26 protein-coding genes and 1 pseudogene are annotated in these 24,418 nt (G+C 32.7%); 18 read left to right on the plus strand and 9 right to left on the minus strand.

Annotated features, from left to right (window positions below):
- Positions 1 to 13: 13 nt before the first annotated feature.
- Positions 14 to 1,003: an aldo/keto reductase family protein gene (locus tag BK137_RS14450; RefSeq protein WP_038185691.1), complete on the minus strand. Its 990-nt coding sequence runs from the start codon at positions 1,001 to 1,003 to the stop codon at positions 14 to 16.
- A gap of 505 nt (positions 1,004 to 1,508) precedes the next feature.
- Here BK137_RS14450 and BK137_RS14455 point away from each other — a divergent pair.
- Positions 1,509 to 2,513 (plus strand): phosphotransferase enzyme family protein, encoded by a 1,005-nt coding sequence (locus tag BK137_RS14455; RefSeq protein ID WP_038185688.1) that lies wholly within the window; start codon positions 1,509 to 1,511, stop codon positions 2,511 to 2,513.
- Between the two features lie 311 nt (positions 2,514 to 2,824).
- Here the strand turns inward: BK137_RS14455 and BK137_RS14460 are convergent.
- A pseudogene (locus BK137_RS14460) lies at positions 2,825 to 3,070 on the minus strand (MBL fold metallo-hydrolase); the annotation flags it as partial.
- 350 nt (positions 3,071 to 3,420) lie between these two features.
- Here BK137_RS14460 and BK137_RS14465 point away from each other — a divergent pair.
- Together BK137_RS14465 and BK137_RS14470 are read left to right on the plus strand one after the other, a co-directional pair.
- Positions 3,421 to 3,909 carry a VOC family protein gene (locus BK137_RS14465; protein WP_038185684.1) on the plus strand — a complete coding sequence of 163 codons (489 nt, stop codon included), beginning with the start codon at positions 3,421 to 3,423 and terminating at the stop codon, positions 3,907 to 3,909.
- Positions 3,910 to 4,399: 490 nt separating this feature from the next.
- Positions 4,400 to 4,954 carry a hypothetical protein gene (locus tag BK137_RS14470; protein ID WP_038185680.1) on the plus strand — a complete coding sequence of 185 codons (555 nt, stop codon included), beginning with the start codon at positions 4,400 to 4,402 and terminating at the stop codon, positions 4,952 to 4,954.
- Positions 4,955 to 5,120: 166 nt separating this feature from the next.
- Here the strand turns inward: BK137_RS14470 and BK137_RS14475 are convergent, their stop codons facing one another.
- Positions 5,121 to 5,549: a hypothetical protein gene (locus BK137_RS14475; RefSeq protein WP_038185677.1), complete on the minus strand. Its 429-nt coding sequence runs from the start codon at positions 5,547 to 5,549 to the stop codon at positions 5,121 to 5,123.
- Positions 5,550 to 6,494: 945 nt separating this feature from the next.
- Between BK137_RS14475 and BK137_RS14480 the strand changes: the two genes are divergently transcribed.
- The 8 genes from BK137_RS14480 to BK137_RS14515 all read left to right on the plus strand — a co-directional run bounded on the left by BK137_RS14480 (position 6,495) and on the right by BK137_RS14515 (position 14,060).
- Complete coding sequence (locus tag BK137_RS14480) at positions 6,495 to 7,808, plus strand: hemolysin family protein (protein WP_038185670.1); 1,314 nt, start codon at positions 6,495 to 6,497, stop codon at positions 7,806 to 7,808.
- A 419-nt stretch (positions 7,809 to 8,227) separates the two neighbouring features.
- Positions 8,228 to 8,806, plus strand: a complete 579-nt coding sequence (locus BK137_RS14485; protein ID WP_038185666.1) for a YitT family protein — start codon at positions 8,228 to 8,230, stop codon at positions 8,804 to 8,806.
- Positions 8,807 to 9,112: 306 nt separating this feature from the next.
- Positions 9,113 to 9,814, plus strand: coding sequence for a response regulator transcription factor (locus tag BK137_RS14490; RefSeq protein ID WP_038185651.1), 702 nt, complete (start codon positions 9,113 to 9,115; stop codon positions 9,812 to 9,814).
- Positions 9,811 to 11,292: a HAMP domain-containing sensor histidine kinase gene (locus BK137_RS14495; RefSeq protein ID WP_038185650.1), complete on the plus strand. Its 1,482-nt coding sequence runs from the start codon at positions 9,811 to 9,813 to the stop codon at positions 11,290 to 11,292. The genes BK137_RS14490 and BK137_RS14495 overlap by 4 nt, the downstream gene beginning before the upstream one ends.
- On the plus strand, positions 11,267 to 12,340 hold the full coding sequence (locus tag BK137_RS14500; protein WP_038185647.1) for a LolA family protein: 1,074 nt from the start codon (positions 11,267 to 11,269) through the stop codon (positions 12,338 to 12,340). Before BK137_RS14495 ends, BK137_RS14500 begins: the two co-directional genes overlap by 26 nt.
- Before the next feature lie 59 nt (positions 12,341 to 12,399).
- Positions 12,400 to 12,690 (plus strand): hypothetical protein, encoded by a 291-nt coding sequence (locus tag BK137_RS14505; protein WP_051448730.1) that lies wholly within the window; start codon positions 12,400 to 12,402, stop codon positions 12,688 to 12,690.
- A gap of 591 nt (positions 12,691 to 13,281) precedes the next feature.
- Positions 13,282 to 13,527: an RNHCP domain-containing protein gene (locus tag BK137_RS22520; protein ID WP_200866439.1), complete on the plus strand. Its 246-nt coding sequence runs from the start codon at positions 13,282 to 13,284 to the stop codon at positions 13,525 to 13,527.
- A gap of 110 nt (positions 13,528 to 13,637) precedes the next feature.
- Positions 13,638 to 14,060: an NUDIX hydrolase gene (locus BK137_RS14515; protein ID WP_038185644.1), complete on the plus strand. Its 423-nt coding sequence runs from the start codon at positions 13,638 to 13,640 to the stop codon at positions 14,058 to 14,060.
- A 26-nt stretch (positions 14,061 to 14,086) separates the two neighbouring features.
- Here BK137_RS14515 and BK137_RS14520 read toward each other — a convergent pair whose 3' ends face one another.
- Both BK137_RS14520 and BK137_RS14525 read right to left on the minus strand, forming a co-directional pair.
- Entirely contained in the window at positions 14,087 to 14,446 is a 360-nt protein-coding gene (locus tag BK137_RS14520) for an MATE family efflux transporter (RefSeq protein WP_038185641.1), read from the minus strand.
- A gap of 218 nt (positions 14,447 to 14,664) precedes the next feature.
- Positions 14,665 to 15,048 carry a MarR family winged helix-turn-helix transcriptional regulator gene (locus BK137_RS14525; protein ID WP_051448729.1) on the minus strand — a complete coding sequence of 128 codons (384 nt, stop codon included), beginning with the start codon at positions 15,046 to 15,048 and terminating at the stop codon, positions 14,665 to 14,667.
- Positions 15,049 to 15,662: 614 nt separating this feature from the next.
- Here BK137_RS14525 and BK137_RS14530 point away from each other — a divergent pair.
- Positions 15,663 to 16,127 (plus strand): SMI1/KNR4 family protein, encoded by a 465-nt coding sequence (locus BK137_RS14530; protein ID WP_038185623.1) that lies wholly within the window; start codon positions 15,663 to 15,665, stop codon positions 16,125 to 16,127.
- A gap of 146 nt (positions 16,128 to 16,273) precedes the next feature.
- On the opposite strand, the gene BK137_RS14535 is transcribed toward BK137_RS14530, so the two are convergent.
- Positions 16,274 to 17,296, minus strand: coding sequence for a DUF2332 domain-containing protein (locus BK137_RS14535; RefSeq protein ID WP_038185621.1), 1,023 nt, complete (start codon positions 17,294 to 17,296; stop codon positions 16,274 to 16,276).
- A 125-nt stretch (positions 17,297 to 17,421) separates the two neighbouring features.
- Here BK137_RS14535 and BK137_RS14540 point away from each other — a divergent pair, with 125 nt between their 5' ends.
- The 6 genes from BK137_RS14540 (at position 17,422) to BK137_RS14565 (ending at position 20,899) form a co-directional block, all read left to right on the plus strand.
- Positions 17,422 to 18,219 (plus strand): GNAT family N-acetyltransferase, encoded by a 798-nt coding sequence (locus tag BK137_RS14540; RefSeq protein WP_038185619.1) that lies wholly within the window; start codon positions 17,422 to 17,424, stop codon positions 18,217 to 18,219.
- Positions 18,220 to 18,242: 23 nt separating this feature from the next.
- On the plus strand, positions 18,243 to 18,458 hold the full coding sequence (locus BK137_RS14545) for a hypothetical protein (protein ID WP_038185617.1): 216 nt from the start codon (positions 18,243 to 18,245) through the stop codon (positions 18,456 to 18,458).
- Between the two features lie 53 nt (positions 18,459 to 18,511).
- Complete coding sequence (locus BK137_RS14550) at positions 18,512 to 19,174, plus strand: HAD family hydrolase (RefSeq protein ID WP_038185615.1); 663 nt, start codon at positions 18,512 to 18,514, stop codon at positions 19,172 to 19,174.
- A gap of 39 nt (positions 19,175 to 19,213) precedes the next feature.
- The gene (locus tag BK137_RS14555) at positions 19,214 to 19,744 is read left to right on the plus strand and encodes a membrane protein (protein ID WP_038185614.1); all 531 of its coding nucleotides are present in this window, start codon (positions 19,214 to 19,216) and stop codon (positions 19,742 to 19,744) included.
- Positions 19,745 to 19,788: 44 nt separating this feature from the next.
- On the plus strand, positions 19,789 to 20,253 hold the full coding sequence (locus BK137_RS14560; protein WP_038185611.1) for an NUDIX hydrolase: 465 nt from the start codon (positions 19,789 to 19,791) through the stop codon (positions 20,251 to 20,253).
- 103 nt (positions 20,254 to 20,356) lie between these two features.
- On the plus strand, positions 20,357 to 20,899 hold the full coding sequence (locus tag BK137_RS14565; RefSeq protein ID WP_038185608.1) for a ribonuclease FAU-1 family protein: 543 nt from the start codon (positions 20,357 to 20,359) through the stop codon (positions 20,897 to 20,899).
- A 212-nt stretch (positions 20,900 to 21,111) separates the two neighbouring features.
- Here BK137_RS14565 and BK137_RS14570 read toward each other — a convergent pair whose 3' ends face one another.
- From BK137_RS14570 to BK137_RS14580, 3 genes are read right to left on the minus strand one after another with little or no spacing between them, the layout of a single operon-like run.
- Positions 21,112 to 22,398 (minus strand): ABC-2 family transporter permease, encoded by a 1,287-nt coding sequence (locus BK137_RS14570; protein WP_038185605.1) that lies wholly within the window; start codon positions 22,396 to 22,398, stop codon positions 21,112 to 21,114.
- A gap of 1 nt (position 22,399) precedes the next feature.
- Positions 22,400 to 23,503 carry an ABC transporter permease subunit gene (locus BK137_RS14575; protein ID WP_143691061.1) on the minus strand — a complete coding sequence of 368 codons (1,104 nt, stop codon included), beginning with the start codon at positions 23,501 to 23,503 and terminating at the stop codon, positions 22,400 to 22,402.
- Between the two features lie 5 nt (positions 23,504 to 23,508).
- Positions 23,509 to 24,381, minus strand: coding sequence for an ABC transporter ATP-binding protein (locus tag BK137_RS14580; protein WP_038185600.1), 873 nt, complete (start codon positions 24,379 to 24,381; stop codon positions 23,509 to 23,511).
- Positions 24,382 to 24,418: the final 37 nt, after the last annotated feature.

Here is a 24,418-nt window from a genome sequence, read left to right on the forward strand (position 1 = left end):
CACGTGCAAAAACTTAACCTGTTTTACTCGGATCGTACTCAACTAAACCATCTAGTACTTTGTCAATCTGCTGCATTATTTCAGGCTCTATTTTGACACCAGAAGCGAACGCATTCTCTCTTACCTGTTCCGGGCTCGAGGCCCCGATAATTGCTGAGGAAACATTCTGGTTTTGTAGTACCCAAGCTACTGCGAGTTGAGCGAGGGTAAGATCAATCTCTTGTGCGAGGGGTTTTAGCTTCTGTATAGCAGTGAGAACATTGTCGTTCATCCAACGTTGTGCAAGTTTATGAAAAAATGGTTTGCCAGCAGGAGAATTAGCACGAGATTGAGTTGGTACGGGTTTTTGGGGTAGATATTTTCCAGTGAGAACACCTTGTGCTACAGGCGACCATACTACTTGTCCGAGGCCCTCACGTTGACAGGTTGGTATCACATCGGTTTCGATAACTCTCCACAACATTGAATACTGGGGTTGGCTAGCGATGAGCGGAATATTCAATTCCCGTGAAAGTGCTGCACCACGGGTGATTTGTTCTGCTGTCCACTCACTTACACCGATATAAAGCACTTTACCTTGTCTTACAAGATCTGCGAAAGCTAACATCGTCTCTTCAAGAGGAGTAGTTGGATCAAACCTGTGTGCATAATAGACATCAATATAGTCGGTCTGTAACCTACGCAATGATGCATTACAATTTTCTAGAATATGCTTTCGTGATAAACCTTTATCGTTTTGCCCATTCCCAGTCGGGTGGCACACCTTTGTACATAGTTCAATGCTCTCCCGTCGTATACCTTGTAAAGACCGGCCGAGTATTTCTTCAGCTATAGTGTCTGAATAAACATCAGCAGTATCGAATGTTGTTATACCAACATCTAGTGCTGCTTTAACACACTCATTTGCAGTATCTTCATCTACTTTACCCCCATGATTTATCCAGTTTCCGTATGCAATCTTGCTTATTGTTAATCCACTATTGCCAAGTTTATTAAACTCCATTTTAGTTCCTCCTTTAAAAGTGATATCTTCATTATAAAGACCAGATTTTAATATGGATAATATAATATTAATAATGAATTAATATAAAATATATATAAGTCGTAGTTTATAAAAAATAACCCCTTTTGTTTGACTAACCTGCCCCTTTAGTAGAATAAGAAAATAGAGTTGTGACGTATAAAATATACATTGAAACGATGTAGGATTTATATTTAATAATTTTTAAACAACCGGTGCAAGAGTTGCTGAACAAACATGGTTTGGAAGCTTTTTATCTTATTGTAGTAAGTCTTATTGACCTATCAGGGCAGAAATTACAAAAGAGGTATTTGCGATTTTATGTATAATTAGTATATATATAGGGCTATTTAGTTTTTATAGCCGAAACTTAAGGAAGGGGTGACATATTGAAAATGATAGAATTTCAAAATAGCATGCTAATGAGAGGGATTACTTCTTAACTAAGGTTTAATCCTCTCAAAGGTAATGGGAGGAAAAATAAAAGATGATGAATTTAGGAAACATGGTAAGAGGAGTGGCTTCTGATGCAGTCGCTCAGAGTCTCGTTCAATTCTGGGAATATGACGAGGGAACTTTGGAGTTGTGGCGTGCAAGTTCAAACTTTGTGTATGCTTTTGAACGTAATCAAGTTCAATATTTTTTGAGATTTAGTTTTGAGCAGGATAAATCTATTGAACAAATAAAAGCTGAGTTAGAGTTTATACATTATTTACAATTAAATGGATTTCCATCGGTAACACCAATTCAATCAATAAGTGGAGAACTAATTGAAACACTAAAAACACCAGAAGGAACGTATAATGCCGTTGTCTTTAGTGCAGCAAACGGAATCAATTTGGATGCCGATACAATTACTGCAAAACAGATGGAGGAATGGGGTAGATCACTTGCCTCACTTCATTTTTTGTCAAAAACTTTTGAGCCAGTGTCTGAAAGAAGAAAGAGTTGGCTGGACACAGTACAATTCATGGAAAGTGTATTTAAAAAGCATCCAGGAGAACAAATAGCCCTTCAAGAGCTAAGTAGGGTGACGAATTGGCTTAAATCGTTACCTACTAACAAAGATGTGTTCGGATTGATACACTATGATTTTCAATTGGATAATATCTTTTTTGAAGAGGATAAGGACCATAGTTTCAATATAATCGACTTTGATGATACAATATATCACTGGTATGCACTTGATATTGTAACAGCACTTGGTGATTTTATTGACGATGACAATCCTCATTCAAAATTACTGATTCAATCTTTTTTGAACGGATATCGTTCCAAAATGGATTTAGAAAATGATGCAGTGGCTCAATTTCCGCAGTTTCAAAGATATGCAAACTTATATAAGTTCTCCAAAATATTAAAGTCTTTGGATTATGGTGAAATAACTGAAACGCCATCTTGGTTTGTTGGATTGAGGGGTAAATTAGTTCGTGTTGCAGATGAATTAAGACAAAGCTTTCAAAAACCATGGCAAAAGGATAACATGAAATAAATAAATAAATAAATAAATAAATAAATAAATAAATAAATAAATAAATATATAAGCCATTCCAAACTTTTGGAGTGGCTTTTACTTTTATCTTATAAATAACTGTACAGCTAGAAAAATAGGAATTGAGTCCTCTTAATAAAATGAATTATAAAGTAGAATTATTTTATTTAGATAATTATGTTAATTTTATTATAGGGATTGTGAAAAGATGTACTTAAACTAACAGGGCAGATTAGTTGAATAAGAGCTTCAACTGTCATGGTTATTTCTCCTTTTATTTATTAATAACTACATTGGTTGTTTGTTTTATTTTAAAATGTGTAAGATTCGCCGTCATCTGGCACTAAAACATTAGAACTGATTCCTTTTTCTTCAATAAAGCTTTTTAATTCTTCTCTGGATAATCCCCAATGGTTTACAGCTTCCATGTGAACAGCAATAATTTTTGCGTCTGGAGCAACCTTAACTACCTCATAGACATCATCTTTCCCCATGATGAGAGAACCGCCCTCAAAGAATTGATTATCTCCAGCATTTACCACGATGATTTCTGGTTTAATTATCAATTGTTATTAATAAGTATTAATGCTAGATTTATGAAGAAATATACTTCAACTAATGGGTGCTTTAGTAGAATATCTTGGAGCTGTAGGTTTGAAATAAAGTCGAGACGTTTGTAAAAAAGTTGCGATGTTTTTCCCCTTTGGATATGGTTATCTAAAGGGGATTTTTATAATGAAGGGAAAGAACATCTGAATTAAAAGGGGGATTAATGAATTGTTAATTGAAAATAAATTGTTCCGTTAAAGGGACAGTTTGTTGAATAAAGAGGAAAAGCTATTTAGCAATCGAGAAGAAATCTTTAGGAGACATATGTGATGAAATTAGGGAAAAGGTGGTATGAGATATGAAAATCCATAGAATAGATCATGTAGGTATAATCGTCAATGATCTTCCTGCCGCGAAAGCGTTTTTTCTTGACTTTGGCCTTGAAATGCTGGGTGAAGGAAAAGTGGAAGGCGAGTGGGTGGAGCGGATGGAGCGATTAATAGGGCTTCAAGACGTTAAAGAGGAAGTTACAACGTTGCGAACGTCAGAAGGTGACGCAAATATAGAACTAGTAGTGTTGCGAACGCCAGAAGGTGACGCAAATATAGAACTAGTAAAATTTCACACACCATCAGATGAAAATGGCATACAGCGTCCTTTAGCAAATACTCTGGGTATCCGGCATATTGCCTTTGCTGTTGAAGATATTGAAGCCCTTGTTACCAAATTGACAAAGATAGGCGCAGAACTTATTGGTGAGATACAAAACTATGAAAACGCTTATAAATTATGCTACGTTCGTGGGCCAGAAGGAATTATTTTGGAGCTGGCTGAGGAAATCAAATAAAACATCCAATCTTTTTTATCAAAACAGCAATTATACCGTTTTAAAAAAAAGTTGAATGTTTATTCAGCCGACTATTCAAACCGTTTTTTGAGGGACTTCTATGAGTTTTACTCAAACTTATTATAAAAACACAATCTGCATTTACAAATGAAGAATCCATTTTGATCAATCTTTTATCAAAATGGATTGGATTCAAGGAACATTTTTGAACAAATTTTATTTCTTCGCTACAGGAGCTGTTCAGACAGCTCTTTTTTTATTCAACTAACGGGGCAGTTTAGTTGAAGAAGGAACTTTCCATTCATTAAAGAATTTTTTCTTGCTACCGATAATGATGCGTTATGTAAACCTGACATTTATGGAATATACACCTATATTTATGACAAATCACTTCTTTCAAATGATAGGAATTTTATATCTATTATTTATAATTTACGTTATGGTACAATATGTTAATTAATTACAATGCTTTCTAAAAGGAGGATATATAATGAAAGCAACGAAACTCGTATCATTAGCAATACCTATTCTATTATTAGTAGGTTGTGCGGTAGAAAATAAAGAGTCTACTCCTAAGACTGAGCAGTTAAGCAAATCAACAATGAAAACAGTAATATCAGAGAAACAGTATCCCTATTATATTTGTGAACAATTAGTAGAGTTTCAATACATGAAGGATTTATTCATAGTAAACTCGATGAAAGCTATGGAAGACAAAGAAAAAGAAAAAGATATTTTAAAAACAGCAAACAAGATGGATAAGATTTTAGACAATATGGAATATATAAAAGTTCCTGATAAATACAAAGACATTCACAAAGACATACAAGTAGGGGTAACAGATGCAAGAAAAGCAACAAAGCTTATTAAAGACACTAGTAAAGAGGATAAACCGAATATGCAAGAAGCTGTACTAAAAAGTACTCCACATTTGTCAGGTGTAGATGGAGAAAATTGGAGAAGTGCACTTTATGAGTTAAGTAAGGAAAACAAAGATGCTTATGGTAAAGCACTTGATAAATTAATGAAAGAACATGCGGAATAATATAGTACCATACAACAATTATAAGGGAGTTATGCGTAAAATTAGTTTTTCAACTAACGGGGTGCTTTACTACAATAAGGAGTAGGACCATTAATGTGTTCCCATCCTAATGGAGAAATATGTTTCAATAATTTTTCATTAGGATGGGAATTAAATAACTATAAAACTAATCTTTTTTAACTGTATATCTAACTTGTTTAAAGGTAACTATGTCGCCATCTTCAGTATCATCTATAGTTTGCAAAAGTTGAACTTTTGGCTTGTAGTCAGTCTTATGAGCATCTTTGATACCATTAATGTCAAGTTTGTAGGATTCATCATTTTTTATTTTTTGTTCAAATACTTTTTTATTGGCAACAAAAATAAAAGTCACTTTATTTTCATCAATTCCCTCAGTCATAAATTCTAATTGATTATCTTCTGTTGTAATCGTGGGTGTTAATAATTCAATACTTCCGTTTCCAGTTTCTCGTTTAGTAGCAATTTCAATAGCGGCTCTATCACTTGAATCTAAAGAATCTTCTATTATATCTGAACATCCGGATAATATGATTCCAGCAAATAGAATAAAACTTAATCCAATTATCTTTTTCATAAGAACATCCTCCCCCAAAAAAATAGTTTTTGTCAGTCGTCAGTAAGGGAATGAATTGTCATACCCAACACGTTAACATAGATAATAAAATGTAAACTTCTAACAATTATATCATAATTAGGGGTATCTTATTTTTGCATTCTGACGGGCCCCTATATAGATAATTCTTATGATCAAATTATAAAAAAATGTACTTAAAACAAGGATGGAGAATTATATCATAAGTAAATACGATTCTTTAGTAAGATTTTCTTTTCTTCTTCAACTAGCGGGGGCTTAATTGGAAGATAGTTAAGCTGTTCAGAAGGCTCATTTTTCTTCTTCAACTAAAGAAGCAGGATAGTAAGGAGTTACGTTTATTATAAATAAAATTTAAACAATAGTAATTTGTACGTCTATTGTGCTAATAATTTTGGGGTGCATTAGTGGAATAAGGAGATATAAAATAATCAATCTTTTTTATGCTGTAGATTTATACAAAACTAAAAATGTTCATGATAATGTTACAATATTTTGAAAAATATTAAATAGTATTTTATAAAATTGAAGGCATATTAATAGTTAGACAATTCTCCAATGTGATAGAATAAATCATACTTTGAAAGAGGTGAGACTATTGGGAAGGCGATATTTAATATTATCCACGTTGCTAAACTAAAAAAACTGTCCCTGAATACGATGGATTACAACGCTCGCTTTCTTTATATTGTCTATATTCTAAGTATACATTTAAAAACATGTAAACTATTAGGTAAAAAACAATACTCTATAATATAAAGAATAAGTAATATAAAAAAAGCATAAAGTAGCCTTAATACTTGAAACGACAATTCAAAATCAGAAATGTAGTTTTACTTAGTATTGGCTATTAGTTAGTGTCCATTGTTCAAAATTATCTTAGTCATATATCATCACGGAGGTGAATCCCTTTTTAAAGGGAAATAATTGGACATAACAATCATTACGAATTTAATATTTATAACCATCTTAATCATACTAACGGCTTTCTTTGTAGCTTCAGAGTTTGCTGTTATTAAAGTACGAATGTCAAGAATTGATCAGCTAATTGAAGAAGGAAATAAAAAAGCAATCGCTGCTAAAAAAATAGTTTCAGATTTAGATTATTATTTATCGGCCTGTCAGCTTGGTATAACTGTAACAGCTTTAGGGTTAGGTACTCTCGGAGAGCCTACAGTAGAGAAACTTCTGCATCCAGTCTTTGATTACTTCGGGATACCAGCAGCTATGTCAACTGTAGCTTCTTACGCTCTTGCGCTAATGATTATGACGTTACTTCATGTTGTATTAGGGGAGCTTGCTCCAAAAACATTGGCGATTCAGTATGCTGAACGTTTGACGTTACTACTAGCGCCAGCATTAGTAGCTTTTGGTAAAATATTCTTCCCACTTATCTGGTTCATGAATGGAACATCTCGTGCGTTACTTCGCTTAGTCGGTGTTAAACCTGCAAGTCATGAACAGGCCCATTCTGAAGAAGAACTGCAGATTATTATGACGCAGAGCTTCCAGAGTGGAGAAATCAATCAAACTGAACTAACATACTTGCAGAACATTTTTGCATTTGATGAGCGCGTAGCAAAAGATATCATGATTCCTCGTACTCAGATGGTTGTTTTAGATAGTGTAATGGAAAAAGAAGAAATTCTACAAATAATTGATGAGCATCACTTTACGAGATACCCTATAACAGAAAATGGGGATAAAGATAAAATTATTGGCGTAGTAAATACAAAAGAAATGGTAACGAAATATGCACTTGGTAAGGAAACAACATTACAAGAGCATATTCATAAAATACCGTTTATTCTTGAAACCGCGCGATTACAAGATGTACTATTGAAAATGAAGAAGGATCAAATTCATATAGTAATAGTTATTGATGAGTTTGGCGGAACTTCGGGTATTATTTCAATGGAAGATATTCTAGAGGAAATCGTTGGTGAAATCCGCGATGAATTTGATGATGATGAAATTCCAGATATTATCGAAAATAGCAGAAATGAATATTTAATTAATGGCCGCGTCCTGTTGGATGAATTAGAGAATCGATTTAATATCACATTTGAAAATACGTTTAATGTTGATACAATCGGTGGATGGATACAAGCAGAAATGTTGCAAGCAGACGGTAAGCAAGTACCAATACATCGAGAAAATCAGCAATGGAAAATCGCAAAAAGCGATAATCATCAGATATTGCAAGTATCTTTAAAATTACAAAGTGAAGTTACTACTTAATGAATATAATAAACAGTAGTTGTTAAACTAGCTCTTAGAATTTTATATTGAAGAGTAGAACAATCAATACCATTAGAAAAACTGAATACAAATATTAAGAAAAAAGAATCCATTTTGGTCACTAGTTTATGCCAAAATGGATTCTTTTTATTTGTAGCCGAATATTAGAAGAAAAAAATCTAAAGATAGTCATTTTATTTAATATGAAGTTTTAAAACCAAATTTTATAATCAATTGCTGCAAAAAACACTGTTAAAAGTATAGGTAATATTATTGTAATTTTGAAAGTTTTGGTAGTGTAATGGGCCCTAACCATTGTCATAATCATATTTACAAAAAATGATCTATTCCTCTAGATTTACATTTTTAGTTAGATTTTCGCATAAAGTATTTACATGTTCAATTTTTGGGGGAATTCTATGTATTTTATAAAAAAAAGTATTGTTATAGTTGTTGGGAGTATTTTAGTATCCTTAGGAATTAATCTATTCTTAGCTCCATATGAGGTATTAGATGGTGGAATTATTGGAATAGGTTTAATATCTAATTATTTATGGGGACTACAAACTGGATTCATCATAATACTTTTAAGTATTCCAATATTTATTATTGCATGGATTTACTATAGAGATTACTTTTATAATAGTTTGCATGGTCTGCTTGTTTCCTCCTTTTTTATAGATATTTTAGAGCCCTTTGATTATCTTGTACATATTGATCCCATTTACAGTTCGATAATAGGGGGAGTTTTTATAGGTCTTGGTATTGGTCTAATGTTAAGGTATAAGACAAGTACAGGTGGTACAGATTTAATAGCTCAGTTTTTAAGTGATAAAACGGGAGTCAATGTTGGGATACTAATATTCATCATTGATTCATTCGTTATCTTAATGGGGGGCCTCTTACTATCTTATGATACTTTTTTCTTGTCTATCATCACGATACTTGTTGTTGGGATGACTACTAGTTTTTTTACAAGAACAATGGTACAAACTTGAAATGTTGTAGAAGGATATCTCTCCTCCGTACAATTGGCTTACGAGAATTACTTAACTGTTTAAATAACTTATGGTATTAGTCATAAAAAATGTTAAAAGTAAAAAATCCATGTTGACAGTTGTTATAGTCAAAATGGATTTTTTTGTTTGTTATATAATTTTCATATAATAATTTTTGATTTCTACTGTATTATGGAAGGTTTCACTTTAAAATGGAAATAGTTGTGTTTTTGTAATTATAAAGAATTTATTAAGTTTCAAAAAAAGAGATTTGGCTATGATACATTGTTTTCAGGAGGAATCATTATGAAATGGCAGTTATTACTTGTGGAAGATGACATTGAAATTGCACGTGTTGTACGTGATACATTTTTGCGAGAAGGATACGGTATTGCTTGGGCAACGACGGGGTTAGAAGGCTGGGAAGATTTTCAGAGCAACACGTATGACCTTGTATTGGTTGATCTAATGCTACCAGAAATGGATGGACTAACACTATGTCAAAATATCCGTTGGAAAAGCGATGTTCCAATCATCATTATTAGCGCTCGTAAAGAGGATGAGGATAAAGTAGAGGGCCTACATTTAGGAGCGGATGATTATTTAGCGAAACCTTTTAGTTTGGCAGAGTTAAAGGCAAGAGTTGAATCCCAACTTCGTCGTTGGCGACGCTATCAAGGAGTTCCAGAAACTAATGTTATAACAACATTTTCGAATGGTTTAACAATCGATTTAAAAAACGAGAAAATTTACCGCCATAACGAGGAAATCCATTTAACACAAAAAGAGTTCGCGTTACTCACTGTAATGGTACAAAATCCACAACGAGTTTTCTCGAAAAGTGAGTTGTATCAGCATATATGGCAACAAGTAGATGCAGATGGTTTACAAACCGTTACCGTTCACGTCAAAGGCTTGCGTGAAAAGTTAAACGATCCTGTCAAAAATCCCTATTTTATTCAAACCGTGTGGGGGAAAGGGTATCGTTTTATAGGTGAACCATTATGAAGCTGAAAACTTGGTTATTGCTGTCTTATTTTATCGTCATGATCCTCCCTTTAGCTGCAGCCTACGCACTTTTTGCATCGGTTAACGCTTATCATGAAGATCGCAACGTAGAAGAGTATTTTGAAAAGTGGACAGAGCTTCAGCAAATATCGACTGTATTAAAAGATCCGAAACTGTATGAACAACGGATTGAAAGACCACAAGTTGAGGAAATAGCGAATGCACAAACTGCTATTATTCTATACCGTAATGATGGACTTCCATTGTATAATTCAGACCCTCTTGTGAACTCAGTGAGCATGTCAGAATCTAAAGAATCACTGTATAAAAACTTATTTCAATTTGAAAATAATTATCGTAATTACTCGTATAAGGAACCTGTTTTTTCAGGAAATGAATTAGTCGGTTTTTTTGAAGTCAGTTTAGCAAGAGATGAGTGGATTGATGGTGTTAATAATCGTACTTGGACTGTCATTGCTATTTTTATCGGTATTTTCTTTATCATTTTCATAAGTGTTTCAGTCCTAGTTAATCGCAAGTTAAACAAAAGACTAACGCTATTGATGAAACAAATGACGGCATTTGCTAGTAGTGAAAAGGTTGAAGATATGCAAACCACAAACGATGAAATAGGCGAGCTAACGTCGAGCTTTTACAGTATGCGTAAGCAAATTGAAGAAGCGAGAGAGAGAATTGCTAAAGAGCAACAGGAAAAAGAATATATGATTGCGACTATTTCACACGATTTAAAAACACCTTTAACTTCCATTCGAGCGTATGCAGAATCATTGTCAGCAGAACGAAATTTAGTAGATGAAGAGCGTGAGGAATACAGGGAAATCATCATAAACAAAGCAAATTATATGCAGCAAATGTTAGATGATTTACTTATGTATACCTTATTACAATCGTCAACATATGAAATGGATCTTGTTCAAGTAGAAGGCAGTGAGTTTTTTGACATGTTGTTATCTGATTATGAACCATTATGCTATGACAAAAACATTACATTAGAAGTGCAAAGTGAAATAGAAGGCATTTTTAATGTTAATCCAAAGCAGCTTATGCGTGTAACAGATAATCTAATGAGTAATGCGATTCAACATACACCAAAAGAAGGAGCTATTTGGCTAGCAGCGGTATCTTCAGAAAACTTACCTAAGTGGGTTTTCCCTTATGTTACACAAGAGCTGAAGTTAGATGGACCACTACTAATCGTTCAAAATAGTGGTGAAGGAATTGACAAAGAAGCGCTTAATCACGTGTTTGAACCATTATTTCAAGCAGATGTAGCGAGAAGTAAAAAAGGTGTAAGTGGTACAGGACTTGGACTTAGTATCACGAAACAAATAATTGAAAAGCATGGTGGCAGAGTGCAAATGATGTCCCATAAAACAATAGGAAGTTGTGTCATATGCAAGTTCCCTACATTAGAAGGAAAAGGTGATAATAATGAAAACGATATTAAAAACGTTTAGTTTAATAGGTGTCATGACAATTGGTTTAGTTGGTTGCACTACAGAAGAAAGTCAGTATTCACCGGAGCAAGTAATTCAAAACACATTAAAGGACTCCAAACCAGTAGGTCCTTACTACGGAGAATATGACATGACAATTTCAAATGAAAAAATGCATGTTAAAGAATGGATTGGCGAAGATAGCAAACGACGCATTGAAATTAGTGATGAAAAAGGTAAACAACAATCACTTTCAGTAAATGACGGTGAAAACATGACAAGTTATGATCAAGCTCAAAATACAGCTATTGTAATGTCGATAACAGATGAATTAAAAGATATTTCTCAATCTTCACCAAAGGAACAAGCTGAACTATTGTTAAAAGCAGTCAAGGATACGCATGATATAGCACTTAAAGGAGAAGAGAAAATCTTAGATCGCAAGACATATCATTTAGTTGCTAAAGGAAAAGGAGAAAAAACGCTTTTCGGTGATATAGAAATGTGGGTTGATAAAGAAAATTGGATGGTGTTAAAAACCAACATTTCAACTGTTGGTGGAGATACACAAATGGAATACACAAAAATCGATTTTGATGCAAAAATACCTGACAGTAAATTTAAACTTGAATTGCCAAAGGATGTAAAAATACAAAAACTTGATAGTACGATGAAATCAGAACAAATAACATCTGATGAACTTCCTTCTGTATTCAAAAAAGCATATCTCTATTTTCCGGAAAAAGGTAAATTAAAGATAGCTAAAATTGAAGTAATGGATGTGGTTGATCATAAGGAGTTAGCTATTGAGTATGAAAAGGATGGAGTAGTTTACTTCTCGCTTTCAGTTTTCCCAACACAAAAAGATATGGGAGAAAAAACAGAAACAATTCCTGGAGAAAAACAAGTGAAAGTTCGTGGACAAAAAGGTTCTATCATGGAAATGAAAACTTTCCGAAGCGTTTCTTGGTCAGAAAAGGGTTTTAACTACACAATCATGCCAACGAATCCGGATTTAAAAATGAAAGAAATCTTGAAAATGGTTGAAGATATGAAATTAGTAAAATAGATAAATCTATTAAACCGTTAGCAGCTGAAGTTGCTAACGGTTTTAAAGGGGTTTTTAAGTTGAGTTATGACTTTATTTGGCTAGGCTTCTGTATTTTAATAGCTAGTTATTTAATAGGGAATGGTTTGAAAAACTTCGGCAATCCAAATGCAAAGAGTTTACTGGATATACTGAATGATGAAGAAGAAATTGAATTAGTCTCTGCAAAGGAATTACACGTATTTTTAAATGTACCAAAAGAAGCGACAAGTAATTTTATTTACGAGCATCCAGAGGTACCATTTATTGAAATGAATGGACATATCTTTTTCCAGAAAAAAAGGATATGTGAATGGTTGGAGCAGCAATAACTTTGTATGTATTGAAGAGAATTTATAGACCTTTCATGAGCAAGAGATAATAATAGATGATTCATTATCATGTAATTTACATATGAGCACCAAAGGAACCAAATTAGGTTCCTTTTTAGTTGGTTAAAGAAAATATTAGGCAAAATTTTACATCGTTCTGTTATAATTAAATTGAATACTTTGAAAATAGTGAGAGTTGGAGTGGTTTTATTAAATACATGTATAAAAGTGAGCGTGCGTTCTAGGGGACGATGCCTTTGTCAGTGATTGAAAAAGAACACCTACTAGTGGAGGGTGGCGTTGACTGTCCTACAGTGGTTGATACAAATACATAAAGTCAATCGAGGTCCGGATCTTGAGATGAAAAAAGCTCAAGTGAAGCAGGAACTAGAAGTAATCGCTTCGTAAATCGAGGCGGTGAATGGGTCCATTTTTTTCAAAAGCCTGAAGCTACAATTTGTAGTAAAAACGAACGGAACCCTTTCTCCATAGATGAAAATAACATCTTGGAGGAATGGCACGTGAGCAGAAAAACAGAAAATACAGCATTTCAATGTGAGCAATGTGGCGCGCAAATTGAACCATTAACAAATGGAAGCTTTCGCAATCAATCATTGTCCTTACTGCTTATATTCAAAGCATATGGATGAAAAGCCAGGTGACCGTGCAAGTGTATGTAGGGGGTTAATGGCCCCTATCGGTATGGAATACTCGAGTAAGAAAGGGTACCAACTGATTCATGAATGTCTACAATGTGGCAAGGTAGGTAAAAATAAAGTAGCAATAAATACGATTCAAGAAGATCAGCTTATTTCTTTTATGAAATCGGTGGTTTAATAAATCTACTGTGTTCAAAGTTTTTTTATCAGTATAAATAATACTGGGCAAATAAAAGGATATTCCGAATAGGGAATCCTTTTATTTATTTGTTAAGAAGGGTGATAAAAATGATAAACGAAAATGAAATTATTGTAGCTGTTAAAGGCATTATTTTAAATGAAGGAAAATTATTGATTGTCCAACGAGATCATAATGATGAAATCGGTGGGGGTACTTGGGAATGCGTTGGGGGAGAAGTAGAGTTCGGAGAAGATTTAGAAGCGGCATTAGTACGAGAAATTAAAGAAGAAGTAGGTATAAATGCCACTGTCTTGAATATTTTATATGCCACTACTTTTAACACCATTGCAACAAGACAAGTCGTTATTTTAGCTTACTTATGTAAAGCCATAGATAAAAAAATAGTTTTGTCCAAAGAACATATTGCATATCAGTGGTCAATAAAAGAGCAAGCGAGGTTGTTATTAGCACCCGAAATCATTAGTGATTTTGAGAAAAATAGTGTTTTTTCTTTGAATGAATGGCATTGATACATATTGTTAAATTATGCCTATCTTTAGACTGCTAGATATTTATAGGTTGCAGCTCTAACTAATTGTTCTAGAGCAAAATTCAAAATAATAAATGATGATCCAATAAGCGTGACCGTGACATAATCTTTCGTATAGTCAAATGAAAGACTACTTGCTCCGCGCCAAGTAATGATTGTGTTAACTAATGGGAAGCCCAAGATAATTACAAATATCCCTAATAATAAACAACCATAAAAAGAAAGTGAAGATACATGTTTAATTTGCTTATAATCTTTTTCCCCTAAAAGTCTTGATATATAAGTAGCTCCACCAACCCCAATTAGACTACCAAATGCCATAAGAATGGCGAAAACAGGTAACGTTAATGTTATCGCTGCAAGCATTTATGAGTTATTGAGCATGCCAATGAAATATGCGTTTTGAATGGAATACACAGCATCATAGGTACGGAGAAGTGAGCAACTGCTTTATGGATCGAAGCCTTTTCAAAATAGTAGATGTTTTCGTTGTCCATCTATAATCACCTCGTTCTAAATTAGTATATCGTTTGAATTCTAATTAATTAGATATCTAACTAATTAATTATAAAAACTGACATTAATCAGCTTTTATAATCAAGATTATTGATTACTTTATCTAACATGTTGGATAAAGCATCTTTTTCCTTATCATCAAGACCGTTTACCATAGTAGTTTCCATTTCTTTGAAAAAATCATTGAAATCTTCAACCAGATTTTTACCTTTAGGCAGTACATGAATGATTCTTCTACGTTCATCCTTCATATCTACTTTTCTTTCGATAAAACCCTTTTTTTCTAAATTGTGTACAATACTACTAATGGTTGATCCTTTTCGTTGGAAAGCACGTTCCATATCCTTTTGTGAGATACCTTCATCTTCATGCTGGAATAGATAACCGATGAAACGAGCCTGCTCTAACGTTAAATTATAAGTTTCTAGTTTTTTATCCCCAATTGTTTTCATTCTATGGCCAATTGTAATGAATTGATGTTGAAATGTTACGTCTTTAATAATTAATCACTCCAATTAATTAGAATTCTAACTAATATTATATTAGTTGATTTGCAGTGTCAAATATTGATGATTTAGATTTAAAAATCAAGGGGGAATAATGGGGAATTATAGATTTAACATTATTAAGATGGTTAGTAAAAAAGAATATGTATTTTAAATTTTAAATTATTCATTTCAAATTTAAAACTACATCCACAGGTACAGAAAGTGTGGAAATTACAATTAGTTAAATAAAGATAAATATTAATAGGTGAATTTCCAGTTTGTTTAGTTACAACTGAGAAATCGCCTATTTTTTATTGAGAATTCGGTAATTGGGTAATAAGGTTATCAAAAACTGGAGCTTATTAATTTTACATATAAATTTTAATTAGCTCCGTTTGTCTGCAGGTTATTTAAACCACTTTTAAGAAATATTAATATGAAAAAACTCTATTTATAAGTGAATTTCTATACAGTGAAAAATTTTCTTTAAAACAAGTAGTGAATATACTAAATGCTGCATAGAATATATTAAGGATAAACTTAATGTGAGATTATGAACTGGTGGGGGATGATAGAAAATGAGATTATCATCGTATGAAGCTGCTAAAGAGTTAATATTAGCTGAACAAGAAATAGCTAGTTTTGTAGGACCTCAGCCGAGCAATTTACTTGAGCAAATAGAGAAAGTCTTGGGATTAGAAATAATAGGTTCATATAGAAGTTTCTTGGAAACGTTTGGTGCGGGAATCTTTGCAGGTGTTAAAATTTTGGGTATTTCCAGTGATGATTTCGAGATTCCTTCAATGTTAAATGGTATTAATTATACATTAACATTGAGAAAAGAAGTTGGCTTGCCTAGTAATCTCTTAGTTATTTATAATCCGGGAAATGGCGAACTATTCTGTTTAGATTTCAATCAAATAAAGGCAGGGGAACCAGAGATTGTTTCTTATATGCCAGCTTTAAGCATGGGTCTAGAATACGATGCGATTGCAGATAATTTTGGTGAGTTTTTATATGAAATAGTCTGTGATGAGTTGTAAAACAAGAAATAATCGAATATTTAATACTCTCTATTAATGAGAAATTAAGTATACCATTACGCATTATTTAAGGATTAATTATAGATAAAACTAAAATTTACGGAAAAAGAGGAACTGTCTAATCACACAGTTCCTCTTTTTTGTATTTAGCCCCATACAAACCAACGTGCATGTCCATCAGGACGTTCAAATATATGTTCATCACAGATTTCTTTATAAAAATAATCACGGTGCAAATCTGCATCAAATAGATTGTTGTAGATATGATAAATCTCTCTTTCAGTACTAATTGTCTGCAAATTTTTCACCAATTGCTCTTTTTGAACTAAAGGTATTTGATTTGCAACATGGGTGTGGAACACGCATATAATAGAATCTTTATTTACTTGCTTTACAATGTCTTCTAATAATTCCACGGCATTACCGTCTATTAGTTCAATTTCTAAATTTTGAATAACATTTGTCGCTGCATTAAATAATTTACGGCGATCTGTATGTTCCGGCCAAATTAGAGCATTTAACCAGGCCACATCGTCTGCATTTTTCACGTTATTTGTGTGTAAATCGATGCCAACTCTTTTACTAATAATTGGAGGTGTTTTAATGGACTCTGGTAATGCTTTCCCCTTATTAGTAGATTCTATAAGTACGCTAGATTCGATTTTTCCGATAAGGTTACCTTCATTATATTGATAAGCATATTGGTCTAATCCAAGTTGAAGGCCTGCACTTGTACCTATTTCAATCAGTGTTAACGGTTTGTTGTGCTTAGCAAAAATTTCGGTGAAAATGGGATAAAGGTAAGCACATCGTCTGACTTCATTGGTTTGTACCAGTTTTGTTTGAAACAACGATATTAATGAATCCCAGTGTTCTAGGCAAAAAGCTTTGAAATGTGGAAAAGCCTCTTCTGGATTTTTTGCGTTCGATACAAAGCTTGGATAATAAGTGCGTAACTCTACTGAATTTGAATTATTTAGTAAATATTGTACACTAGCAAAAAGTAAATTTGGCTTCGGTTGATCTTGTGGGATATGACTAGACAATTCTAATATAGCGTCATCTTTAGCAATTTCATAAGATAAACATTCATATAAACGACTAGACCCAGCACATTCCTTTTCAGCAAATATAGTAAAATTACGACTGATTTTTTCTGAAACGATCATATTTTCACCGTCCAATCTTAATAGTTAATAGCTTATTCTGTTATAATAAATATACATAATATTCATATTTTAGTAAATTAAATCATGTGAAAGAATTATATATATAAATGAAAAGGGTGAAAATCATGAGGAAAATTTCAGACATTGTTATGCAAAGTGAAAATAATACGTTAATTTCTCGATTAAATACGTTTAAGTCCAAAAATAATAATGAATTGGGTTCTCAAATGAAACAGTTTGGCTCGACTCTTGCTTTTCAAGTACCACGTATATCTGGAACTGCATTTAATACTGTAAGAAATATAAATGAGGAAGATTATATTTACTTAAATGAAATAGTAGATTGGTATAAACAACAAAATATGGACTTTCAAATTGAGGTAGCACCGCAAAATGCGAGTAAAGAGTTGTTTCATGAGTTACGTAAACATGAATTTATTCAAACGGGTTTTCATGCATCTTTCATTGGAGATGTTAAGGAAATAGCAAATAGTTCATGTCAAATAAATTGCGAAATTCAATTCTTACAGAAAGAGGACTTTAATGATTTTGCAGATGTCTATGTAAAAGGTTATGGGTTACCTGAATTCATCGCGGATGGTGTTAAAGAAAATAATGAGAGTTTGTATGAGATTGAAGGTTGGCAATTCTTTAAAGCAGTCAAAGATGACAAAATGATTGGAATTGCAGTGCTATTTATAAAAGATGATATCGCTACATTAGCAGCTGCAACAACACTGCCAGAATATCGTGGTCAAGGAATCCAAAAAGGGCTCATAAAAGCAAGGGGGCAGTACGCCTTTAAGCAAGGGGCGCTATATATGACAAGTGAAGCAAAGTTCGAAAGTACCAGTCATGCTAATATGGTGAAAAGTAAGATGGATTTAGTGTATACAAAGGCGATTTACAATAAGTACAATTAGTATTGTTACAGGTAGGTGATTGTTTGAAAAAGTACTTCTTAATGGTTGTTTCAATAACAGTATTCCTGACATTAGTATGGCAATTTTGGTATATCTATCAGCCTAGAACTGGACCGCTTGGAGAAAAACTAATACCTGAGTTAAGTAGTCCGGTCTTTTGGTCTGGAATCTTCTGTAGCTTTTTAGTGTCTGCTTATGCATTTTCACATGCTATCGATTTATTTAAACGTGGTAAGTAGAAAGGTGAGAATAGGAAAACATTTTTATCAACTACATCTTCTAGGAGGTATATATGAAAGCTATACTTTTTGATCTAGATGAGACGATACTAAATCGAGAATCATCGTTGCTTGCGTTTTTGAACGACCAATATGAAAGGTTTCACTCAGTGTGGGGTCATATAGAAAAGAGTCAATTGATTAAGAGAATTGTAGAGCTAGATGCTAGAGGATATGTTTGGAAAGATAAAGTATACGCTCAGTTAATTGAAGAATACAAGTTGGATATTTCTGTTGAAGAATTATTAAACGATTATACGGAACGATTTCAATATTTTGTAATTGGATTTCCAAAATATAAAGAAGTTTTATATGAAATAAAGAGACAGGGGTATATGCTAGGTATGATCACGAATGGTAAAGATGGCTTTCAACGAGCGAATATCAGGGGTCTCGGAATTGAGAATCTTTTTGATGTCATTGTTGTGTCTGAAGAAGTGGGGATGAAAAAGCCAGATAAGAACATTTTTGAATACGCATTAGCTAAATTACAGGTTTCTCCGAAAGAGGCGCTTTTTATTGGTGATAACCCAACAAATGATGTGGAGGCTGCAATTAATGTTGGGATGATAGGCATTTGGAAGCGAGATTATCTGATAGAGTCATATAAATCCAAGTATATTATTGATAAACTAGAGGAAGTTTTCGATTTGCTTAAGCAATTGGAAAAGAATTGATTTAATGCATTTATTTATTGTAAGGAAGTGGGTAAGGAAATGATTATTTATTTTATTATTGGAGCAGAAATTGCTTTTTGGCTATTAATTGTAGCTGGATTAGTATTACGCTACATTTTGAAATTAAAGCGTATAAGCATTTGGGTATTAGCTGCAACACCCTTAATCGATCTCGTACTGATAGTACTGACGGCGTTAGATTTAAAAAATGGAGCAACCGCAAATACTTTTCACGGACTATCAGCTATTTATATAGGTGTATCTATTGCCTATGGAAAGCAAATGATCGAGTGGGCAGATCAACAATTTAAAAGGTATATATTAAAAACTGGCGAACGACCTAAAAAATTATATGGGAAAGAAAAGGGAAAGCGTGAAGCGAAAGGGTTTGTACAGCATATTATTGCCTATGTTATAGGGTCTTTAATTTTATGGGGTATGCTGCTAATACTAGGGAAAGACGAGCAGACAATAGCACTTTATCAAGTTTGGAAATTATGGTCGGTTGTCTTAGTAATAGACGGGCTGATTAGCATCTCTTACGTGTTCTTTCCAACAAAGAAAAAGTAAACTTTAATTATCGAAGCTATATTAAATGAGAGGAAGTGGATTGTATGAGCTATGTAAGTGAAATAAGAAAACTAGTTGGAAATCATCCATTAATCTTACCAGGGTCTGTTGTACTTATAGTGAATGAAATGAATGAGCTATTATTGCAACACAGATCGGACGGTGTCTGGGAATTGCCCGGTGGTTTAATGGAGCAGGGTGAAAGTTTAGAAGAAACAGCGAAAAGAGCAGTGTTAGAGGAGACAGGTTTTATTATTGATGATTTACAATTGTTAGGTGTATTTTCTGGTGAAAGTTATGATAGTAATGTAGTAAATAGTGATGAAGTATATTCAGTAACCGCAGTTTATATAACGAGAAATATTACAGGTAAAATGAAAAAAGACCAAGAAGAAACTGGCGATTTAAAATATTTTAATATCAACCAAATACCAGATTCTTTAACTGAAGAGTATAGAGGATATATTATGCCTTTCAAGGAATCTATCTTAGGAGTAATTGAAGTATAAGGGGTGGCTGTAGTGGCTTTTATTCGGTATGCAAATGTAAAGGATTTAGCTGATATAACTGAGTTCGATTATTTAATAATAATGAGAAAAGAGTGAGCTCACTTTGTTAAAAAAACGATTTGTTACTAGAGAAGATTGGACTAGAATCTTAGAGCGTGAATTCAAACAATTATATATTTCTGATACAAGTTTTTCAGGGTATATTTCTTTATTAACTTTAAACAAAGTAAAAGAACCATTATGGACGTACCATTGTAACAAGAAAATATGTATTGTCGACAATGGTTATTCTTGGCTTCAACAGCTTCCTGAGAAAGAACACTTTGCAATTACTACAATGTTCAACGAATCGAATGAAATTATTCAATGGTATATAGATATTACAACTCATAATGGTATCGAGAATGGTGTACCTTATATGGAGGACCTATTTTTAGATTTAATTGTCTTACCTACAGGGGAAATAATAAAAAAAGATTTAGAAGAAATTGAAGAGGCTTTAGATAAAGGTTGGATTACCAAAGAACAATATAATTTAGCATTCTCTACTTTTAATACAATCTATGAAGAGTTACAGAATGATACGTTTAAATATATAAAATTAAGTAATGTACATAGAGAGCGTTTATTAAGAGGAAATCTATAATAGAGAGCTGTATCATATATTCAGCTTTAGGTTAAAAGATGTTAACATCTCATTTTTGATAAGTTATAGTTTTAATAATCCAAAACTAAATAACAAATAAGAGCCTTGCTACATGAAAAGAGTAGCAAGGCTCTTATTGTTGGGATAAAAATAATCATACTTTATGATCTCTGTTATATTATGATTAATACAATTTGTCTTTTTATGGACTTCTAGTTAGAGAGTTTACTAAACCGTATATACCCTAAGAGAATCATCAAACATCCAACCCCAAGTAATACAAATATGCCATTTTGCAAATCAATTGCTGGATTAAAGGCCAACGTTGCTGTTTCTCCATTCAATACTTTATGAATATCAACATATGTGAAAGGGTTATAAGCTGCTGGATACTTCATCCCCAAAAAAGTAATGATACCAACAAGGATTGCCGTTACAATTGGATTCCTTACAAATAGTGATAGAACATAATAAATCGAATACAAAAAAATGACCAAGACAATAGACAGTAATAACGCTTGCAATAAATAACTACTTAAGTTAATAAAATGAAACTGATCTTTTAAAGGATCTAATGTATTATACTCGCTATTAAACGGATTCGGTTCTGAACCTTCATAAATAAGTACAGGGTATTTGAAGCTGCCTAAACCTTTAGTAAATAAACTACAAAGTAAGGGAACAAGTAGCATGAATACAACAAAACCTAATGTATAAATAAAGCCACTAAGATATTTTGCAATGAATAGCTTCTTTTTATGAATAGGAAGTACAAAATAAAAGTTTAATCCTTTTTTCTTGTTACTAATATCAGATGAAACATTATTTGCAAAAATAAAACACCCTATTAAAATTAAGATAGGTATATAAAGGTGTTGGATCAATTGATATATATAAGTTAGGCCGGTTGTACCGTAACGTTTTGTTTCTTGTCCCCATTCTTCCTTGACAGTCCCGGTAAATTCATCGTAAATTGTCGGTAAGTAAGGGGTATAGATACTATTTTGAATGAAAGGTGTAACATCATTTTTATCTATTAACAATATTTCTTCCAATGTTGCACGGCCAGTAAAATTATTAATGATCTGATCATCGTATCCACGGGAGTAACTATCAAAGTTATCTATCCAATATTGCAAATCTGGTATCTGTTCCTTATAAAGCTTATGCCAATCTTCATTAATATAATTTTCTTTCTGTGATGTATATTTTGAAATGCTTTTTTGATTCCTTTTAATATCATCGGTTAAAGACTTTACTTTCTTACGACTTCCTTCTTTTTTAGCTTCTTTTTTCTCAACTTCTGCATCTTTTGTCCACTTTTGAAATGTTTCAATAATGTATTCTAAGCGTGCTCTATTCCCTTGCTGAATACTTTTAGCTAATGAATAGTTAAAAAAGTATAACCCAATGACTGCGGCAATTGTTAAAAAAAATGCAGCCCAAGTCGTTTTCTTTTTCAAGACTTTTTTACCTTCGAAAAGAAAGAGTCTCCTCATATTAAATTCCTCTCTTTCTATTACTAAGTATTGTTAAAAGGAGTAGTAAAATCATAAAACCTATAAGTACAACAGCTCCTAATGGATAATAGTCGGGCGTATTTAATACAACAAAATCGATATTTTGGTAGGAGAAAGGGTTCCAAATAGAATTAAAACCACTATTTGTCACAAGTAAGCCGCCACAAAAAAGCATCAAAATGACTAAACTATTAACAATTGAATTTCTTATGAAAAAGCTAAGGAATAGGATAGTAGCTATTGAAAATCCAATGAAACTTATACTATAAATAATGGTTTGTTTTATATAAACTCTAGAATTTATAAAGTTTTCTTCGTTAGTAAAGAGAGGGTAAGTGAAAATTTTACCGACATTTATTCCAAATAAGGTTGGAAGAGCATAAGAAACTAAAAATACTGTTGATAACCAAACCAATCCTACAATAAGTAAGCTGAAAAACTTGACTCCAATTAATTTATTTCTAGCAATAGGCAGTGAATAGACCAATTGCATATTATGATCTTCAAACTCTTTTGTAATTAAGGTAGCTAATACAAGTAAGACAATAATTATACCTGCAGTGTTGAACAGTAATGAGATAACTTTTTTCATAAATACTGTTGTTTGAATCGAGTAATCTAAATCTTCTTTTGGTAAGCTACGCTTCAGTAGTTCTTCATTTTGCTTAATTGTTTTTTGCATATCATTATCATTTAATACAAAACTACCTTCTAATTCTTTATAATGTAAGGCTGATTGATACACTTCAATTTCAGCTTTTAATTCTTTTTTCCATTTCTTATCTTCAATTGCTGTAATAAGTTTTTCCAGTTTGTCATATAATGTGCCTCCAATTTCAAGTCTAGCTTCGATTTCGGCATTTGGACCTTTTAATATTTCTTCTCTGTCGGTTTGGTATTGACTAATAACATTTGATCTATATTTAGAAAACTTTTCTATTTTCTTAGTTTGCAATACATCCTGCTGGATGACATTGCGCATAAAAAGGCCGCAAATAAATAGCACAGTTAAGAGGAGCAGTATAGGAACACCTTTCGTACGAATCATCTTTTTTAGTTCGAATAATATGAGTTTCATATTCATCTACCTCACACTTCAAAGATTTCTTCATATCGTTTTTCCGAACCGACTATCTCTTTTTGAACGTCTAAAATATCGATTTTTTCCTTTTTTAATAAGTCAAATAAATGTTGTAGTAAATGGCTTCCAAGCACTACTTTAAATCCGTGTTCAGTTTGTCCAATTTGATAATTCTCTGCAGTTAGTAGTTTAACTGCCCTTACTAAATCAGAAACAATAAAATGATAGTATGTCGTTTCGTGTTGGTTCATATCTTCTTCTATTATTTGTCCATCTTTTAAGAACAATATTTGCTTTGTCACACGATCAATCTCGGATAAGTTGTGAGAAGATAGGATGATCGTTGTACCTTGATCAGCTAGTTCAAGCAAAATTTTACGCATTAAAATAGCGCTAGTAGGGTCTAAGCCATTTAATGGTTCATCAAGTAACAACAACTTTGGTTTATTTATGATGGTCATTGCCAAAAGCAGATGCTGTTTCATACCTAATGAATAGTTTCCGACCGTTTTCTTTAGATACTTTTCCATTCCTACATATTTAGCTACTTCTTGAATACGATTTTTATTAATTTTTTGTACCTCACATATGTATTTGAGATGATCATAGCCATTCAAATAATCAAAGAGAACCGTATTATCTTGCAAGAAAGCGACTTCTTTAAAGACAGAAGTATCAGTATTTGGCTTCCCTACCAATGTTACTTTTCCTGAAGTGGCGGGAATTAGATTAGTAACTGTATTTAAAAAAGTAGTTTTTCCTGTTCCATTCGGACCCACTAAAGCCCATATACCGGGTGAGTTAATAGTAAGATTTATGTTATCTAGTACTTTTTGTTTTTTATAGCTCATGGAAAGATTGTTAATAGAAAGAATCGTCATTGAAAGCCCTCCTTTTACAAAATAATAAGGTATATAT

Origin of the sequence: Viridibacillus arenosi (assembly GCF_001955655.1) — a bacterium.
In the GTDB taxonomy this organism is placed as follows: domain Bacteria; phylum Bacillota; class Bacilli; order Bacillales_A; family Planococcaceae; genus Viridibacillus; species Viridibacillus arenosi.

Coding starts and splice junctions, on each gene's coding strand:
- BK137_RS14450 (WP_038185691.1), bottom strand. CDS start 1,003: ATGGAGTTTAATAAACTTGGCAATAGTGGATTAACAATAAGCAAGATT.
- BK137_RS14455 (WP_038185688.1), top strand. CDS start 1,509: ATGATGAATTTAGGAAACATGGTAAGAGGAGTGGCTTCTGATGCAGTC.
- BK137_RS14465 (WP_038185684.1), top strand. CDS start 3,421: ATGAAAATCCATAGAATAGATCATGTAGGTATAATCGTCAATGATCTT.
- BK137_RS14470 (WP_038185680.1), top strand. CDS start 4,400: ATGAAAGCAACGAAACTCGTATCATTAGCAATACCTATTCTATTATTA.
- BK137_RS14475 (WP_038185677.1), bottom strand. CDS start 5,549: ATGAAAAAGATAATTGGATTAAGTTTTATTCTATTTGCTGGAATCATA.
- BK137_RS14485 (WP_038185666.1), top strand. CDS start 8,228: ATGTATTTTATAAAAAAAAGTATTGTTATAGTTGTTGGGAGTATTTTA.
- BK137_RS14490 (WP_038185651.1), top strand. CDS start 9,113: ATGAAATGGCAGTTATTACTTGTGGAAGATGACATTGAAATTGCACGT.
- BK137_RS14495 (WP_038185650.1), top strand. CDS start 9,811: ATGAAGCTGAAAACTTGGTTATTGCTGTCTTATTTTATCGTCATGATC.
- BK137_RS14500 (WP_038185647.1), top strand. CDS start 11,267: ATGAAAACGATATTAAAAACGTTTAGTTTAATAGGTGTCATGACAATT.
- BK137_RS22520 (WP_200866439.1), top strand. CDS start 13,282: ATGGAAGCTTTCGCAATCAATCATTGTCCTTACTGCTTATATTCAAAG.
- BK137_RS14515 (WP_038185644.1), top strand. CDS start 13,638: ATGATAAACGAAAATGAAATTATTGTAGCTGTTAAAGGCATTATTTTA.
- BK137_RS14520 (WP_038185641.1), bottom strand. CDS start 14,446: ATGCTTGCAGCGATAACATTAACGTTACCTGTTTTCGCCATTCTTATG.
- BK137_RS14525 (WP_051448729.1), bottom strand. CDS start 15,048: ATGAAAACAATTGGGGATAAAAAACTAGAAACTTATAATTTAACGTTA.
- BK137_RS14530 (WP_038185623.1), top strand. CDS start 15,663: ATGAGATTATCATCGTATGAAGCTGCTAAAGAGTTAATATTAGCTGAA.
- BK137_RS14535 (WP_038185621.1), bottom strand. CDS start 17,296: ATGATCGTTTCAGAAAAAATCAGTCGTAATTTTACTATATTTGCTGAA.
- BK137_RS14540 (WP_038185619.1), top strand. CDS start 17,422: ATGAGGAAAATTTCAGACATTGTTATGCAAAGTGAAAATAATACGTTA.
- BK137_RS14550 (WP_038185615.1), top strand. CDS start 18,512: ATGAAAGCTATACTTTTTGATCTAGATGAGACGATACTAAATCGAGAA.
- BK137_RS14555 (WP_038185614.1), top strand. CDS start 19,214: ATGATTATTTATTTTATTATTGGAGCAGAAATTGCTTTTTGGCTATTA.
- BK137_RS14560 (WP_038185611.1), top strand. CDS start 19,789: ATGAGCTATGTAAGTGAAATAAGAAAACTAGTTGGAAATCATCCATTA.
- BK137_RS14570 (WP_038185605.1), bottom strand. CDS start 22,398: ATGAGGAGACTCTTTCTTTTCGAAGGTAAAAAAGTCTTGAAAAAGAAA.
- BK137_RS14575 (WP_143691061.1), bottom strand. CDS start 23,503: ATGAATATGAAACTCATATTATTCGAACTAAAAAAGATGATTCGTACG.
- BK137_RS14580 (WP_038185600.1), bottom strand. CDS start 24,381: ATGACGATTCTTTCTATTAACAATCTTTCCATGAGCTATAAAAAACAA.